15 protein-coding genes are annotated in these 16,742 nt (G+C 71.1%); 7 read left to right on the top strand and 8 right to left on the bottom strand.

Annotated elements, in window-relative coordinates; genetic code table 11:
- Positions 1-78 precede the first annotated feature (78 nt).
- Entirely contained in the window at positions 79-771 is a 693-nt protein-coding gene (locus tag RG19_RS13685; protein WP_058835755.1) for a DUF481 domain-containing protein, read from the top strand.
- A gap of 87 nt (positions 772-858) precedes the next feature.
- Entirely contained in the window at positions 859-1,638 is a 780-nt protein-coding gene (locus RG19_RS13690; protein WP_058835756.1) for a DUF481 domain-containing protein, read from the top strand.
- Here RG19_RS13690 and hemC read toward each other — a convergent pair.
- From hemC to RG19_RS13730, 8 genes are all read right to left on the bottom strand, one after another.
- Positions 1,623-2,537: a hydroxymethylbilane synthase gene (gene hemC, locus RG19_RS13695; RefSeq protein ID WP_058835757.1), complete on the bottom strand. Its 915-nt coding sequence runs from the start codon at positions 2,535-2,537 to the stop codon at positions 1,623-1,625. The genes RG19_RS13690 and hemC overlap by 16 nt on opposite strands.
- Positions 2,538-2,581: 44 nt before the next feature.
- Complete coding sequence (locus tag RG19_RS13700) at positions 2,582-3,307, bottom strand: LytR/AlgR family response regulator transcription factor (protein ID WP_058835758.1); 726 nt, start codon at positions 3,305-3,307, stop codon at positions 2,582-2,584.
- Between the two features lie 2 nt (positions 3,308-3,309).
- Positions 3,310-4,368 (bottom strand): sensor histidine kinase, encoded by a 1,059-nt coding sequence (locus tag RG19_RS13705; protein ID WP_058836623.1) that lies wholly within the window; start codon positions 4,366-4,368, stop codon positions 3,310-3,312.
- Positions 4,369-4,390: 22 nt separating this feature from the next.
- Complete coding sequence (locus tag RG19_RS13710) at positions 4,391-5,059, bottom strand: alpha/beta hydrolase (protein WP_058835759.1); 669 nt, start codon at positions 5,057-5,059, stop codon at positions 4,391-4,393.
- Positions 5,060-5,324: 265 nt separating this feature from the next.
- Positions 5,325-7,256, bottom strand: a complete 1,932-nt coding sequence (gene mdoH, locus RG19_RS13715; protein ID WP_058835760.1) for a glucans biosynthesis glucosyltransferase MdoH — start codon at positions 7,254-7,256, stop codon at positions 5,325-5,327.
- 198 nt (positions 7,257-7,454) lie between these two features.
- Complete coding sequence (locus tag RG19_RS13720; RefSeq protein WP_425599704.1) at positions 7,455-8,192, bottom strand: EAL domain-containing protein; 738 nt, start codon at positions 8,190-8,192, stop codon at positions 7,455-7,457.
- A 78-nt stretch (positions 8,193-8,270) separates the two neighbouring features.
- A complete protein-coding gene (locus tag RG19_RS17325; protein ID WP_238376648.1) occupies positions 8,271-9,182 on the bottom strand; it encodes a ribonuclease H-like domain-containing protein in 912 nt (303 codons plus the stop codon).
- Between the two features lie 275 nt (positions 9,183-9,457).
- Positions 9,458-11,845 (bottom strand): DEAD/DEAH box helicase, encoded by a 2,388-nt coding sequence (locus tag RG19_RS13730; protein ID WP_058836625.1) that lies wholly within the window; start codon positions 11,843-11,845, stop codon positions 9,458-9,460.
- Positions 11,846-12,035: 190 nt separating this feature from the next.
- Between RG19_RS13730 and RG19_RS13735 the strand changes: the two genes are divergently transcribed.
- From RG19_RS13735 to RG19_RS13755, 5 genes are all read left to right on the top strand, one after another.
- Positions 12,036-12,728 (top strand): sigma-70 family RNA polymerase sigma factor, encoded by a 693-nt coding sequence (locus RG19_RS13735; RefSeq protein ID WP_238376649.1) that lies wholly within the window; start codon positions 12,036-12,038, stop codon positions 12,726-12,728.
- A complete protein-coding gene (locus RG19_RS13740) occupies positions 12,725-13,528 on the top strand; it encodes an anti-sigma factor (protein ID WP_058835762.1) in 804 nt (267 codons plus the stop codon). The genes RG19_RS13735 and RG19_RS13740 overlap by 4 nt, the downstream gene beginning before the upstream one ends.
- A gap of 131 nt (positions 13,529-13,659) precedes the next feature.
- A complete protein-coding gene (locus RG19_RS13745; protein ID WP_082672678.1) occupies positions 13,660-14,646 on the top strand; it encodes an acyl-CoA desaturase in 987 nt (328 codons plus the stop codon).
- Positions 14,643-15,941, top strand: a complete 1,299-nt coding sequence (locus RG19_RS13750; protein WP_238376704.1) for an NAD(P)/FAD-dependent oxidoreductase — start codon at positions 14,643-14,645, stop codon at positions 15,939-15,941. Before RG19_RS13745 ends, RG19_RS13750 begins: the two co-directional genes overlap by 4 nt.
- A complete protein-coding gene (locus RG19_RS13755; protein ID WP_238376650.1) occupies positions 15,938-16,720 on the top strand; it encodes a DUF1365 domain-containing protein in 783 nt (260 codons plus the stop codon). The genes RG19_RS13750 and RG19_RS13755 overlap by 4 nt, the downstream gene beginning before the upstream one ends.
- The last annotated feature ends 22 nt before the right edge of the window (positions 16,721-16,742 follow it).

Consider the following 16,742-nt stretch of genomic DNA (forward strand, 5'->3'; position numbering starts at 1 on the left):
CGGCCGCCCGGCTTGCCACGGGATGCGGCAGCGCGTCATAATCCCACGGCCTGTAAACGCTTCCATCGAGGAATTGCCATGTTCCCGGGTTGGTGGCTCGCTCTGGTCGGGCTCCCCGTGTTCACCCAGCCGCTTCCCGAAGCGCCGGTCATGCCGGCGCCGATCGCGCTCGTCGGCGGCCAGGTGCCATTGCGCTCCCCTTGCTTCAGCCTGGTCTGCCGCGATGCGGAGTGGACTGGCCAGCGACCACGCGCCGTGGCCCTCCCGCCTCCTCCCGGCACCCCCGCACGCCTGAAGCGGCAACAGGTGGCCGCGCAACGGCTGCGCGACAAGCGCCTGATCGCCCTGTACGCCCCCTCGGCGGCGCGCGACCGGATGATCGGTTACGCACGCAACTGGCGTGTCGACACCACGTATCGACTCGACGCGATCCGCGAGGAAGCGACCAGCCTGCAGGTCGAGGTGGGCACCGGATACCGCATCGAGCCCTATACCGACTTCGGCACCGCCGTCCCCGGCATGGTCGCGCGCGGTGGTTTCCGTCTGAACCAGCGCTTCGGCGATTTCGCCCAATGGAGCCAGCGCGTGCTGTTCGAGACCGGCCGCGAGAACACGTACGTACGGCAGACGATCGGCCTGGATCTGTTCCTGCTCGAGCACTGGACGCTGACGTCCAACCTAGAGGTCTGGCACGACACCGCCGGCAACGGCGGCGACGGTCAGACCGAGCAGCAGCACTCGTTCGACCTGCGCTACACCCGCCGCTTCTGACGGGCCATCTGCGCGCAGCGGCTGCACGGCAGGCGCGACCCTGAGATCATTACGTCTTCCTTTCCGACGCCTGGAGCGCCTGCCGTCATGTCGTTGTTGCTGTCCGCCCTGTTGCTCGCCCCCGCCCAACCCATGGCACCGTCGAGTTTCCGCGAGATCGATGCCGTGGTCGAAGACACCGGCTGGACCGCCACCGGCGAGCTGGGCTTCGCGATGGCCCGCGGCAACAGCCGCTCCGAAAGCCTCAACACCAAACTGGCACTCACACGCGAGAACGAACACCGCCTGCATCGCCTGCGCGGCGCGGCGCTGCGCACCCGCAGCGACGTGACCGGCGACTTCGACGGCGACGGCACCCCCGAGAGCCGCTACGAGATCACCGCCAACCGGTTCGACCTCGGCGCGTCGACCGCGTGGAAGTTCAACGAACGCAACTACATCGTCGGCGCCGGTCGTTACGAGAACGACGATTTCTCGCCCTACGAGTACCAGGGCACCGCCTCGATCGGTTACGGCCATTACTTCCTGCGCAACGAGCGGACCACGCTGCTGACCGAGATCGGCCCCGGTTACCGCCGCGCGCGCGAGTTCGACACCGGCGAGGTCCAGAGCGGCGCCCTGCTGCGCGGCCTTGTGGATTACAGGATCCGTCTGACCGACACCACGTCGCTGGTCAACACGCTGCTGGTCGAGGCCGGCGACGAGAACACCTACGCGCAGAACGATTTCGGGATCTCGGTGGCGATGACCGAAGTGCTCGCGCTCAAGGCCGGACTGGAAGTCCGCCACAATACCGACGTGCCGGATGCGACCACCCGCAACACCGACACGCTGACCACGATCAACCTGGTCTACACCTTCAGGTAATCGGCCGCGCCGGCATCGAGCAGCGCGCCGGCCACCGTCCTGCCCAGCGCCTGCGGCGCGTCGCGCGTCCCCATGGCTTCGGCACGCACCGCACGGCCGTCGTCGGCATTGCCGACGAGGCCGCGCAGGTGCAGGCGCTGGCCGTCGAGTTGCGCGTAGGCGGCCACCGGCACATGGCAGCTGCCGTGCAGGGTGCGGTTCATCGCCCGCTCCGCCTCCACGCAGATACGGGTGTCGGTATCGTCCAGCGCGGCGGTCAGCGCGACCGTGCGCGCATCGTCGACCAGGCATTCCACCGCGATCGCGCCCTGCGCGGGCGCCGGCAGCCACTCCGGCGCCAGCAGCCGGTGCCGGGCGCGCCGGCCGAGGCCCAGCCGGTCCAGCCCGGCGCAGGCGAGCACGATGGCGTCGTACGCACCGGCGTCGAGTTTGGCCAGGCGCGTATTGACGTTGCCGCGCAGGTCGCTCAGCTGCAGGTCCGGCCGCAGCGCGCGCAACTGCGCCTGTCGCCGCAGCGACGATGTGCCCACCCGTGCGCCATGCGGCAGCGCCCCCAACGTTTCGTAACGCGGACTGATGAAGGCGTCGGCGTAGTCGGCACGCGCCAGCACGGCAGGCAGTGCGAAGCCCGGCTCCAGTTCCATCGGCACATCCTTGAGCGAGTGCACGGCGCAGTCCGCCTCGCCGCGCTGCATGGCGACCTCGAGTTCCTTCAGGAACAGACCCTTGCCGCCGATCGCCGCCAGCGAACGGTCGAGCACTTCGTCGCCACGCGTGGACATCGGCACCAGCACCACGTCCAGGTCGGGATGCGCCGCGCGCAGGCAGGCGGCGACGTGTTCGCTCTGCCAGAGCGCGAGCGGGCTTTTGCGGGTGGCGATGCGCAGCGTGTGAGTCATCAGGGCATTATCGCAGGCGCGCGCACGTCCGCGCCGGGGCGGCCTCAGAGCAGGCGGATCGCGTCCCTGACCTGGGCCACGCAGCGCCGGCTGACCTCCAGCGGCTGCGCCACGTGGCGCAGCATCGCGTGCACCTGGCCATCGTGCCCGCGGCGGACCTCCACCAGCTCGTGACGCGACACCAGGCAATTGCGGTGGATGCGCATGAACCGCTGGCCGAACTCCTGCTCCAGCGATTTCAGCGACTCCTCGATCAGATCTTCGCCGCGGGCGTGATGCACCACCACGTACTTCTCTTCGGCCTGGAGATAGTGGATCTCCTCGACCGGGATCAGTCGCAGGCTGCCGCGCAGGCGCGCGCACAGGTGTGTGCGTGTGCGCACCTCGCCGCCGGTCCGGCCATCGCGGCCGAGGGTGAAGGTGCGCGCCCGTTCCAGCGCCGCATGCAGCCGCTCGGGGCGCACCGGCTTGACCAGATAGTCGACGGCGGCGGCATCGAACGCGGACAGCGCGTGCGCATCGTAGGCGGTACAGAACACCACCGCCGGACGTGGTTCGAACGTCGACAGGTGGCGTGCGGCCTCGAGTCCGTCGATGCCCGGCATCGCGATATCGAGCAGGACCAGATCCGCATCGTGCTGTGCGCACGCGTGCAGCGCGGCCTGGCCGTCGCCGACCTCGGCCACCAGCTCGATCCCTGCTTCGTGTGCGAGCAGGCCGCGCAGGCGCTCGCGCGCCAGCGGCTCGTCGTCGGCGATCACCACCTTCATCGTCATGACCGCATCCCCTCAGTCCCCAGCGGCAGTTCAAGCCTACAGGCATAGACGCCGTCCGCCCAGCCGGCGCGCATCGTCGCGCCCCCCCCGAACCGCCAGCGCAACCGATGGCCGATATTGCGCTGGGCGTGGCCGGTGCCGGCGGTCGGCTGCTGCGACGGCGGCAACGCCGGATTGCGGATCTCGATGTACAGCGCGCGCGCATCCGCACGCAGTGCGATGTCCACCGTGCCGCCGGCCGGCAGGCGCGACACGCCGTGCAGCACGGCGTTCTCCAGCAGCGGCTGCAGCACCAGTCGCGGCATCGGCAAGGCCCAGGGCAGCGGCTCTTCGCGCGCCCAGACCACCTGCAGGCGCTCGCCCAGCCGCAGTTGCTCGATGGCGAGATAGCGCTCGGCCAGTTCCACTTCCTCGGCCAGCGTGGCATGGCCGTCGCCCGCCACCAGCGCGGCCCGGAACAGATCGGACAGATCGAGCACCGCGCGCTCGGCGATCTGCGGATCGCGCTGCAGCAGGGTGGCGATCATGTTCATGCTGTTGAACAGGAAGTGCGGGCGGATTCGCGCCTGTAGCGCATCGGCCTCGGCGCGCGCGTTGGCGCTCACCTGCGCCTGCCAGCCGTCGATGACGTAGAAGTAGCGCAACGCCAGCGCGGCGATCAACGCGGTCACCGCCGCCGAGCCGCCGGTGAACCGCCAGAAGCCGGGCCAGCCGCTCGCGCCCACACTGGCATACAGGCCGTGCACGATCGCTGCCGCGCCCCAGGCCACCGCAGCGGCGAGCCCGACCGCCGCCACCGCGCCCGCACGACGCGGCAGCCGCGACACCGTGCGCCGCGAGACGCACAGCAACACCGACACCGCCAGTGCCAGCCACAGCGCGTAGCCGCTGATGCTCAGGAACTGGGACAGCCCCCAGTCGTGATCGCCGCCGGGCACCAGCGCCACGACCACGATGACCAACTGCGCCAGGCCGAGCATGGCGCCGAGCCGGCGCAACCGGCACAGGTCCGGCAACCAGGGTTCGCCCGCGGGCGGTGGGTCCGATGGCGACATCCCCATGCGCCCGGCTCCGGTATCAGGCCGCGGCGAAGCGCGCCGACAGCCACGCGCCGAGCGCCACGATCTCCTCCATGGCGACCGAGTGCGGCATCGGGTAGGTCGACCAGTCGACATCGAAACCGAGCGACCGCAACAGCGCGGCGCTCTGCTCGCCGGCCTGGACCGGCACCACCGGATCCTGGGTGCCGTGCGCCATGAACACCGGCTGCGCCTGGGCGCCGGCGACCAGCGCCGCCTGCGCCGTGTGTGCGGCGGGCAGATACGTGGACAGCCCGACCAGACCCGCCAGCGGCACGCGGCGACGCAGCCCTGCCGCCAGGGTGATCGCACCGCCCTGGGAGAAACCGGCCAGCACGAGCCGCGCCGGCGGAATGCCGCGCTCGCCCTCGCGCGCGATCAACGCATCGACCGCCTGCACGGATTCCAGAACCCCGGCCTCGTCGGCACGATTGGCCAGATCCATCTCGCGGATGTCGTACCAGGCGCGCATCGGCACTCCGTTGTTGATCGTGACCGGCCGCACCGGCGCATGCGGAAACACGAAACGCACCGCCGGCCAGTCCTCGCGTACCAGCTCCGGCACGATCGGCGCGAAGTCGTGGCCGTCGGCGCCGAGGCCGTGCAGCCAGAGGATCGTCCAGGTCGGATCGGGGGCGGTTTCGTGTTCGACGGTGTCGAGGGGCATTGGGCGGTTCCGGACGGGATGCGATCCGGAAGGGTAATGATTCCTGCTCCTCCAGGGCAGCCCGGCGAGCGGTCATCGCGGCGCGGCGTGCCCGAAAGCGGACCGGCCGCACGCTCGCCCACATACGCGTTCGCCCCGCGTGGCCGCGCCGGCGCCCGGCCGCCACGGCACCCCGGCGGCCGTCCCGGTCGTCGACGCCGATGCGGTCGATCCGCGTGCCGTCGACCCCGTGCCGTCGATCCGCGTGTCGTCGATCCGCGTGCCGTCAGGCCGACGCGCGAGGCTTCGTGGACAGCGCTTCCGACGGATGCGGTTCGGCGCGCAGCTCGCTGGCGCGCACCAGCACCTGCGGCGGCGTCAGTTCCTCGGGGGTGGCGAAGATCCGTCGACGCTTGAGCCACTGCCCCGCACTGCGCGACGAGGTGAACATCACGATCGGCACCGAGGCCACCAGGCCGATGATCACCGGCGACATCCACGCCGCCAGGCCCGGCGAGATGCCCAGCGCCATCACCAGCGCCACCAGGCCGAGGAAGGTCGCACCCGCATAGGTGCGCACCAAAGACGACACCGGCACGCTGCCGTCGTCGCGACGCTGCGAGTCCCAGCCCGAATCCTTGCCGGCCAGCACCTGCGCCACGCCGCGGCACTGTACGTACATGGTCACCGGCGCCATCAGCGCCGCCAGCAGGGTTTCCAGCAGCATGCTGACGAACGCGCGCCAGGCGCCGCCGCAGCCGCGACGGCGCTCGGGATCGAGCAGCGTGGCGAAGTAGCCGAACACCTTCGGCGCCAGCAGCATCGACATCGTCAACGCGAACACGTACAGGAAGCGGTTCGCGTCCTGCTGCATCCAGTAGCGACCCGCCGAGTAGCCTTCGCCCGGCTCCATCGCCAGCAGCGGCAATGCCAGGCCGATCAGCATCAGCAACGCCCACAGCGGCGCGGTGAGGTAATGGCCGATGCCGATGAGCATGTGCCAGCGGCTCACCCAGTGCAGTCCCTTGGTGGGCAGGACGCCACCGTGCTGCAGGTTGCCCTGGCACCAGCGGCGATCGCGCACCAGCATGTCGGTCAGCGACGGCGGGCCTTCCTCGTAGCTGCCGCCCAGGCCGGGCACCATGTGCAGTGCCCAGCCGCCGCGGCGCATCAGCGCGGCCTCGACGAAATCATGGCTGAGTACGTGGCCGTTGAACGGCGTCGGCCCGTTGAGCGCCGGCAGGCCGCAGTGATCGGCGAACGCCTGCGTGCGGATCATCGCGTTGTGGCCCCAGTAATTGCTCTCCGCGCCGTGCCACCAGGCCACGCCGTAGGCGATCACCGGGCCGTACACGCTGCCGGCGAACTGCTGCATGCGCGCGAACACGGTGTGGCCGTTGACGATCACCGGCAGGGTCTGGATCAGGGCGACGTCGTCGTGGCGCTCCATCGCGTCGGCCAGCCGCACCAGGGTGCCGCCGTCCATCAGGCTGTCGGCGTCGAGGATCAGGAACTTCGGCCAGTCCGCGCCCCAGCCGCGCACCCACTCGGCGACGTTGCCGGCCTTGCGCTCGCTGTTGTCGTCGCGCAACCGGTACCACAGCCGCAGGCGGTCGCCGAGGCGCTCGCGCAGCGCTTCGAACTCGATCGCCTCGGCACGCTGGATGTCCGGATCACGGGTGTCGCTGAGCACGAACACATCGAACAGTCCGGCATGGCCGGTGGCGATGAGCGATTCGCAGGTCGCCTGCAGACCGCTCATCAGGCGGGTGGGATCCTCGTTGTAGGTCGGCATCAGCAACGCCGTGCGCGCGCGCGGCGCCGGCAGCGGCGCACGCGGGTCCAGACCCAGCCGCGCCGGGCGCTTCTGCAACAGCACCAGGAAGCCGGCCAGCGTGCTCGCGAACGACTGCACGATCCAGGCGAACAATGCGACGAAGATCACCAGCAACGCGCCTTCGGCCACGGTGATGCCGCCGGCGCGCAGCAACCACCAGATCTGGTAGGTGGCGATCAGGGTGATCACCGCGGCCGTCCCGATGACCGCACCGCGCCGCCAGGCCATGCCCGCAGGCGTCGTCGGCAGCCGACCGCGCGGCGCACGGCCCTCGCGCAACGACTGCACCGGCATAGCGACCGGCGCTTCGGGCGGCATGGGGGACGACAGGGCGGCCACGTCGGGGCCAGGCGCGGGAGGCGTCGGAGCAGTGGGGGTCATGGGCACATCGGGAAGGGGGAGGAATCGAGCGAAAGACCGCGAGCGCCGCGATCCGGGCCGCGCTGCGACCGCCACCCCGGCGACCGCGGGCACGGACGGTGGATGCAATGATGAACACGCGAATGTTCAGTTTCTGTCATCCGATCGCGGAGGGCGCGGATGGAAGCGTTTCCATCCCGTCCGCATCGCGCCGGACGTTCACAATCGCACTGCGGGCGCGAACTCCAGTGCCGGACGCGCGAACACGAAGCCCTGCTGCAGATCGATCCCCAGATCGCGCAGCGCGCGCGACTCGTCGAGCGTCTCCACGCCCTCGGCGACGACGGAGATGCCGAGCTCGGCGCACATGCGCGCGGCGTGGGCGACGATGGTGCGGCGTGCCGTGTCGCGATCGATCCCGCGCACCAGCCCCATGTCGAACTTGACCAGGTCCGGCTGGAACTCCGCCAGCAGGTTGAGTCCGGCGAAGCCCGCGCCGAAATCGTCGATGGCGGTGCGGAAGCCCATCCCGCGATAGGCATCGAGGATGTCGATCAGGTGCCGCGGCCGGTCCACGTGTTCGCTTTCGCCGACCTCGAACACGATGCGCTCCAGCGGCCAGCGGCAACGCCGGGCGGCCGCCAGCGTGCGGCGGATGCAGGTCTCGGCGCGGTAGACGGCGCCCGGCAGGAAGTTGATCGAGACCGGACACGGCAGGTCGAGCGCCGCGGCATGCTCGATCGCCGCCACCCGGCAGGCCTGGTCGAACGCGTACTGCCCCCCCGGCTCGATCGCGGCCAGCACCTCGGCGGCCGATGCCCCGTCTTGGCCGCGCACCAGCGCCTCGTAGGCGAAGACGGTGCGCGTATCGAGATCGACGATGGGCTGCAGGGCCATGCGGATCGCCGGCGCGGACGCGCCCTCGCGGCAGGCGCCGCAGTGCTCTGGAGCGGTCACGGGCATGCGCCGGTGGGGAATCGGGCGCGGAGTATGCGCGCCGATGCACACCGGTCGCGTGAACCGCGCCGTTACGCCTCACCCTCCCGTCGTGTGCTGCACGGGATCCGCCGGTGGATCGGCCATGCGCTCCAGCAGGCCGCACAGGCTGCGCAGATCCTGCGCGTTGTGATGGCCCACTCGCCGCAGGGTGGCCGCGCTGCCGCCGCGCAGGTACTGCAGCCACGCTGCCGGCGCTTCCGACCCCGGCAGGTCGTCCTCGCGCAGCACGCCCAGCAATTCGCGCTCGGCGGTGGCGAGCCGACAGTTCGGCCACACCTGGCGGTAACGCCGGCGCATCGGATGCAACAGGTCGATGTGGCCGCAGGCGGGCAGCGGATCGGCCAGCCGCGCCAGCCGGTAGCGCGTGCTCAGCAGAGGACGGTCGTAGCTCTTGCCGTTGTAGCTGAGCAGGACGGTGCCGTCCGGCAGCCAGTCGGCGAACGTCTCGAGCATCGCGCGCTCGGCGGCTAGGGTGGCGATGAGCAACTGGCGCAGGCGCAATTGACCGTCGCGCCAGTCCGCCGCGCCGATCATGAAGGCGCGGGTGCCGGTGCCCCCGGCCAGGCCGGTGGTTTCGGTGTCGAACGCCAGAATGCGCGCCCGTTCGACGTCGTCCTGGCGGATGCCCGCCAGCACGAAATCGGCCGTCTGGGGCCAGGGTGTACGGGTCTCGCTGTAGAACAGGCCGGGCGCGATCTCCTCGCCGGGCAACGCCCGGTCCGCCACGGGCAGCGTCCGCAGCGGTGCCTGCGGGCGCAGGTTGAGCAGGCGGCGCAACTGCGCGGCGGTGTCGGCACGCGGACCGTGCGCCGGCGACGCCGATGCGCGCCGGCCGGAAGCCCCCGACGCATGTCCGAACGGGGCGAAGCCCGCGCGGCCCGTCTCCGGATCGGGCGCTCGTGACGGCGAGCCCGCCGGTGCATCCGCCGTCGGCGCGCCGTCGAGCACCGGCGTCGGCCTCGCGCCGGCCGCAGGAGCACGCCATTCATGGCCCGCGCCCGCGCCCGCGCCATCCCGACCCGGGCGATCAGGCAGCCCGTTCCCAGGGGACACGGGACCGCAGGCCGTATCAGCCGTGGAGTCGCCGCGCACCGACGACTCCACGGCGGCCCGCATCGTGCCGCCGTGCGCTGCCCCTCGCGCCATCGGCGGGCGCGCTGCGCCATCGGCCGGCGCGGCACCTGCCTGGCGCCGCAGCCCGGCGAGCTTGTTCGCCAATGCGCTCACGCCGCCGCCCCGAGCAGGGCCAGCACGCGTGCGGCCAGGCGCTTCGGCGACGTGTCGCCCTCGCCCTCCTGGGCTTCCAGCACCGGCCCCACACAGGCCGGGCAGCCGCCGCGACAGGCACAGTCGCGCACCAGTTCCACCGCCCGCGCATGCAGCTCCGCGCGGCGCTCGAACAGCGGCAGCGACAGGCCGACGCCACCGGGGTAGTTGTCGTAGAGGTACAACGTCGGGGTGAACCCGCGCGCCTCGTCCGGCGAACCCGGTTGGCCTTCGGCATTGCGCCACTGCCCGCGTCCGGCGGCGTCGGCGCTGGCGAACCAGGCGCCATCGCCGCTGCCCACCGCCTTCTGCAGGTCCTGCGCCTCCGCCATCACCAGCAGCTGCGCCACCAGATGCAGCGCATGCGCGGCACCGAGGAAGCCGTCGAGCGCGTGCTGGCGGCTGTCGAAGGCCGCGTCCAGCACCGCCTGCGGCAGTTGCCACCACGCCGCGGTGGTGTGCAGCTCCTGGTCGGGCAGGTTGACCGGGCCGTAGCCGATGTTCTCGTGCGTATGGAAGCGGATCTTCTTGTAGCCCGAGACGCGCCGCACCACATGCACTTCGCCGTGCCGGGCCAGACCGGCGCCGGCCGGCGCACTCTCGGCCTCGTCGAGCACCTTGAGCTTGGTGTAGTCGATGGCGTCGGTGTAGTAGTCCACGTGCGTGCGCCGCACGTAGGCCTTGCGCCCGTCCCAGTCCAGCCGTTCCACCTGGAACGGTTCGGACTGGATCATGTGGATCGCGCCCTCGTAGAGGGTGAGCGCGGCGGCGGAGTAGTCGACCTCGGCGACGATGGTCTGGCGGCCGTCGGTGCGGTCGACCACGACGAAGTTGCCGTCGGCCACCGAGCGCAGGTTCACCGCCTGCGCCGGATAGCTGTCGGCGATCCATTCCCAGCGCGTGGCCTCGTGGTGCAGCACGCCGGATTCGGCCAGCACCTCCAGCCACGGCGCCGGCTCCACCGGGCCGAAGTAGTCGCCGTCGACGAACGGCAACTCGAACGCCGCACAGCGGATGTGGTCCATCAGGATCAGCGGCTGGTCGGGCGCGATCCGCGCCTGTTCCGGGTTGGCGCCCATGAAGAACTCCGGGTGCCGGACGATGTACTGGTCCATCGGCTGCGAGCTCGCCACCAGCACGCCCAGCGACGGCTGCTGGCGGCGCCCGGCGCGGCCGAAGCGCTGCCAGGTCGCCGAGACGCTGCCCGGGTAGCCGTTGAGCACGACCACGTCGAGGCTGCCGATGTCCACGCCCAGCTCCAGCGCCGAGGTGCTGACGATGCCGTCGATGTCGCCGGCGCGCATCGCCCGCTCCACCTCCCGCCGCTCGGTCGGCAGGTAGCCGCCGCGGTAGGCGCGGATGCGCCGCGGCTTGCGCGGGTCGTGGTCGAAGACTTCCTTCAGGTACTTGGTCAGCACCTCCACCATCAGCCGGGTCTGGCAGAACACCAGGGTCTTCAGCCCGGCCTTGATCGCCACCCGCGCGATGCGGTTGGACTGCGAGCGCGCCGAGGCACGCAGGCCGAGGTCCGGGTTGACCACCGGTGGGTTCCACAGCAGCACGTGCTTGTCGCCGCGGGGCGCGCCGGAGTCGAGGATCGCGGTCACCTCGTCCTCGATCAGCGCGCGGCCGTGGTCGGCGGCGTTGCCGATGGTGGCCGAGCACAGGATGAACTGCGGGCGCACCCCGTAGAACGCGCACACCCGCTTGAGCCGGCGGATCACGTTGGCCACGTGCGAACCGAACACGCCGCGGTAGGTGTGGACCTCGTCGATGACCACGTAGCGCAGGTTCTCGAAGAACTGCGCCCACTTGGTGTGGTGCGGCAGGATCGCCTGGTGGAGCATGTCCGGGTTGCTGACCACGATGTCGCCGTTGAGGCGGATCGCCTGGCGCGCGTCGCCCGGGGTGTCGCCGTCGAAGGTGGCCGCGCGCAGGCCTAGGCCGCCGGCGCGGTTGAGCTCCAGCAGGTCGGCCACCTGGTCCTGCGCCAGCGCCTTGGTGGGGAACAGGTACAGCGCCTTCTTGCCCTCGGCCAGCGCCGTGCCGATCACCGGCAGCGTGTAGCACAGCGACTTGCCCGACGCGGTCGGCGTGGCGACCACCAGGTGCCGGCCGCCGCGCGCCGCGGTCCACGCCTGCGCCTGGTGCGCGTACAGCTGCTCGACTCCGCGCGCGCGCAGGGCGGCGGCCAGGGCGTCGGGAAGGTCGTCGGGGAACGGGACGAGGCGGCCGTCCTGGCCTGGCACCACGAAATGCCCGGTGATGCGGTCGGCGTAACGGCGCGACAGGCGCTCGGCCAGGCCACGGCCACCGGCTGGCGCGAGGGCCCGGTCGGACGACACGGCGGCGGGATGATCGGCGGCGCGGAGGATGGCGTTCAAGCGACGGAGTCCGGGACACGGGAGGCGTGCCGTTCTACCCGGCCGCCGTCTCGCAGGATGAGTCTCGGCGGGGCCCGAGCCGCGGCCCGGGCGGCACGAGATCCCACGCGCGGCCGCGGACGTGGACGCACACATGGGAGACATGGGGGCCATGGGCATGGGCACGGCACCGCGCGGCGGAGGCGCGATCGATGCGCGCGATGTTGCGGCCATGGTTGCCCTGCCGCCCGTCGGCACCCAAGATGGCTGCTGCATCCGGAATCGCCCTTCGACCGTCATGCCCCCTGAGCAGTCTGGACATCCATCGGATCCGAGCCTCGACACCTTGCTGCGGCAGACCGCGCAAGGCGACCGGGCCGCCTTCGAGTCGCTGTACCACGCCAGCGCACCCCGCCTGATGGCGATCGCGCTGCGCGTGCTCCGCGACCGGCACGACGCCGAGGACCTGCTGCAGGAGGTCTACGTGACGATCTGGAACAAGGCGGGGCAGTTCGATGCGCAGCGCGCGAGCGCGCAGGCGTGGCTGTCGACCATCGCCCGCAATCGCGCCATCGACCGGCTGCGCGGCCAGGCCGGTCAGCGCACCGTGGACGGGACCGATCTCGAGCAATGGCCCGACGAAGGCACCGGCCCGCAGGATCTGGCCGCGCGTTCCGCAGAACGCGCCCGGCTCGATCTCTGCCTCGACGGCCTGGAGCCCAAGCGCCGCCGCCTGATCCGGTCCGCGTTCCTGGACGGCTTCACCTACGACGAACTGGCGCGCGCGATCGGCGCTCCGCTCGGTTCGGTGAAAAGCTGGATCCGGCGCGGCCTTCAGCAACTCAAGACCTGTCTCGAAGCATGAGCACGATCGATCCGCAGCCCCCCGGCGACGAGCCGCCGACCGACGCGGTGCTGGCCGGCGAGTACGTTCTCGGCGTGCTGGACGCGAATGTCCGTGCGCAGGTGAAGGCGCGCATCGAACGCGAGCCCGCGTTCACGGCGCTCGTGCAGGCCTGGGCCACCCATCTCGCGCCGTTGCTCGAAGAGCTGGAGACCGCGCCGGTGCCGGCGCACGTCTGGGCACGGATCGAAGCCGAACTCGATGCGGCGCGACGCGGTACCGCGACCGCCACGTCGACGCCCGTGCCCTGGTGGCGCCAGGTGTGGCTGTGGCAGGCCACGACGGCGGCGGCGGTCGCGGCCCTGGCCGTGGTCTGGATCACCCGTCCGCTCCCGGTGGCCGAACCGCCGGCGCCGGCACCGGTGGTGGTCGCGCCGGAACCCGACCCGACGCCCGCACCGGCACCGGCGCCAGATCCGGTCGCGCGTCCGGTCACCCTGCTGGCGCAGGACGACGGCGCGCCGGCATGGCTGGCGACGGTGGATGCCGATCACGGCGTCGTGCAGCTCACCCCCGTGCCCGCGCGCGACATCGCGTCCGATCGCGTGCCCGAGCTCTGGCTGATCCCGGACGGCGAGGCACCACGTTCGCTCGGCGTGGTCTCGGGCGACCGCGCGCACAGCGTGGAGGTGCCGGCCGCGCTGCGGCACGACCTGGTCACCGGGGCGACGCTTGCCATCTCGCTGGAACCGCAGGGCGGCTCGCCGGAGCCAGGTCCGACCGGGCCGGTCATCGCGCACGGTGCGATCGCGGCGCTGTAGTTTTCGGTCGCCTTCCCGACGACGGGCCATCGGCTGCGGCTGCGCTCACGCGCCGCAGCGCTTGGTGCGCGGCACTGCATCCGGACTTCACGCGATCACGTATCGCGTGTGTCTAACGTCCGGAATTTCTCATGTCGGCCGCTACCCCTTCCCCGCCTCCCTCCGCCCGACCGCTGTCGCGTCGGGCGCGGCTGCGCGCCAGCCTGCGGCGCTGGTTCGACACCGACATGCCGGGCGACGACGATGCCGGCGGCGCATCCAGCGCCGGGGCCGATCGCATCGACTGGCTGCGCGCGATCCCGTTCATCGGCATGCACCTGGCCTGCCTGGCGGTGTTCTGGGTCGGCATCTCGCCGGTGGCCGTGGCCGTGGCCGTGGCGCTGTACGCGATCCGCATGTTCGCGATCACCGCGTTCTACCACCGCTATTTCTCGCACCGCACGTTCCGCGCCTCGCGGCCGGTGCAGTTCGTGTTCGCAGCCATCGGCGCGTCCAGCGTGCAGCGCGGGCCACTGTGGTGGGCCGCGCACCACCGCAACCATCATCGGCATGCCGATCTCGAAGGCGATCCGCATTCGCCGGTGGTGCACGGGTTCTGGCGCAGCCATGTCGGCTGGTTCCTGACACGGGACGGATTCCGCACCGACTGGACGCGCATCCCCGATCTGGCCCGTTTTCCCGAACTGCGCTGGCTCGATCGCTACGACATCGTGGTGCCGGTGCTGCTGGCCGCCGCTTTGTTCGGGGTCGGCGCACTTCTCGAACGCGTGGCGCCCGGCCTGGGCACCTCGGGTCCGCAACTGCTGGTGTGGGGGTTCTTCGTGTCCACCGTGGTGCTGTTCCATGCCACGGTCACGATCAATTCGCTGGCGCACCGGTTCGGCCGCCGCCGCTTCGACACCCGTGACGACAGCCGCAACAATCTGTGGCTGGCGCTGCTGACCTTCGGCGAGGGCTGGCACAACAACCATCATTTCTTCCCCGGCACCGTGCGTCAGGGCTTCCGCTGGTGGGAGATCGACCTGACCTGGTACGGCCTGCGGTTGCTGGCGGCATTCGGACTGGTCCGCGATCTCAAGCCGATCCCGGACTGGGTGCTGGCCAAGGCCAGGGGCTGACGCGGATGCGCATCGCGGTGGTGGGCAGCGGCATCTCGGGACTGGCATCGGCCTGGTGGCTGTCGCGCGGCCACGAGGTCGTGCTGTTCGAGAGCGAAGCGCGCCTCGGCGGGCATACCCATACCCATACCGTGCACGACGACGCCGGGGCGCTGGCGGTGGACACCGGCTTCATCGTGTTCAACCCGACCCACTATCCGCTGCTGACGGCGCTGTTCGACGAACTCGGCGTGGCCTCGCGCGAGACCACGATGAGCTTCTCGGTGCATCGCGACGCCGATGGGCTGGAGTACAACGCCGGCAGCCTCTCCGGCCTGTTCTGCCAGCCGCGCAACCTCGCCTCGCCCGCCTTCTGGGGCATGCTGCGCGATCTGGTGCGCTTCTACCGGCAGGCTCCCGCCCTGCTCGATCTCGACGGCCCCGGCCCCACCCTGGGCGAGTATCTGCGGACGCATCGCTACGGGGCCACGTTCCGCGATGCGCATCTGGTCCCGATGGCCTGCGCGCTGTGGTCGTCGCCGTCGAGCCAGGTCCTCGATTTCCCCGCACAGTATCTGGTGCGCTTCATGGCCAACCACCGGATGCTCGACCTCGGGCGGCGCGCGCCGTGGCGCACTGTGGTCGGCGGATCGTCGGCCTACGTCGACGCGATGCGGCGGCGCTGGCGGGTGGACGCGCGCACCGCCTGCCCGGTGTTCGGGGTTCGGCGCGATGCCGATGCGGTCGAAGTGGTCAGCGCACGCGGGGTCGAGCATTTCGACCATGTGGTGCTCGCCTGCCACAGCGACCAGGCGCTGGCGCTGCTGCAGGATCCCGGCGATCAGGAACGTGCGCTGCTGTCGTCGATCCGTTACCAGGCCAACGACGTCGCCCTGCACACGGATACCTCCGTGCTGCCGCGCCGTCGCGCCGCCTGGGCGGCATGGAACGCGCACATTCCCGAGCACGACGACGCGGCCTGCACGGTGAGCTACTGCATGAACCTGCTGCAGGGGCTGCAGGCGCGCGAGACCTACGTGGTCACGCTCAACCGCACCGCCGCGATCGCGCCCGACCGGCTGATCGCGCGGATGCGCTACGCCCATCCCGTCTACGACCACGCCATGGTCGCCGCCCAGCGCGCGCGCGACCGCATCCAGGGCCATCGGCGGACCTGGTTCGCCGGCGCCTACTGGGGCTGGGGGTTCCACGAGGACGGAATCCGCAGCGCGCGCGACGTGGTCGCCGCGCTCGATCCCGCAACCCTGTCGCCGCCCGCGCCGCTCGCGGGCGCGCCCGCGGCAGCTACCGCGTGAACGCGTCGGCGCCGTTGCACAGCGCGGTCTACGAAGGCTGGGTGCGGCATCGCCGGCACGCGCCGGTGGCGCACGCGTTCCGCTACCGCATGGCCCAGCTCTACCTGGACCTGTCGGAACTCGACCGGGTGTTCGCGCGCCGCTGGCTGTGGTCGCGCGAGCGCGCCAATCTCGCCAGCTTCCGTCGCGACGACTTCCTGCGCCCGACCGCCATCGACCTGGACACCGCCGTGCGCGAACGGGTCGCGGAGACGACCGGCCGCGCCCCGGACGGCCCGATCCGCCTGCTCGCCCACTTGCGCTATGCGGGGATGCAGTTCAATCCGGTGAGCTTCTACTACTGCTACCGCGCCGACGGCCGCACCCTGGACGCCGTCGTCGCCGACATCACCAATACGCCCTGGCGCGAACGCCACGCCTACGTGCTCGACATCGCCGCCGGCGAACGCCGCGGGCGCGCCTGGGGCTGGCGGTTCGACAAGCGCTTCCACGTCTCGCCGTTCATGCCGATGGACTGCGGCTATCACTGGCGCTTCACCGCACCCGGGGAGGATCTCCGTGTCCACATGGATGTCGAGCGAGACGGCGTACGGACATTCGATGCCACCCTGTCGCTGCAACGTCGACCGCTCGACGCGTCCGGGTTGGCGCGCGTGCTGTGGCGCTACCCGCTGATGACCGCCCAGGTCGTCGGCACCATCCACTGGCAGGCGCTGCGGCTTTGGTTCAAGCGCGCACCTGTCCACGATCACCCGCGCAAGACCGCGCCCCTGCCATGAATCCCCTGCCATGAGTCACCTG

It is taken from the genome of Luteimonas abyssi, from assembly GCF_001482195.1.
Lineage (GTDB): Bacteria > Pseudomonadota > Gammaproteobacteria > Xanthomonadales > Xanthomonadaceae > Luteimonas > Luteimonas abyssi.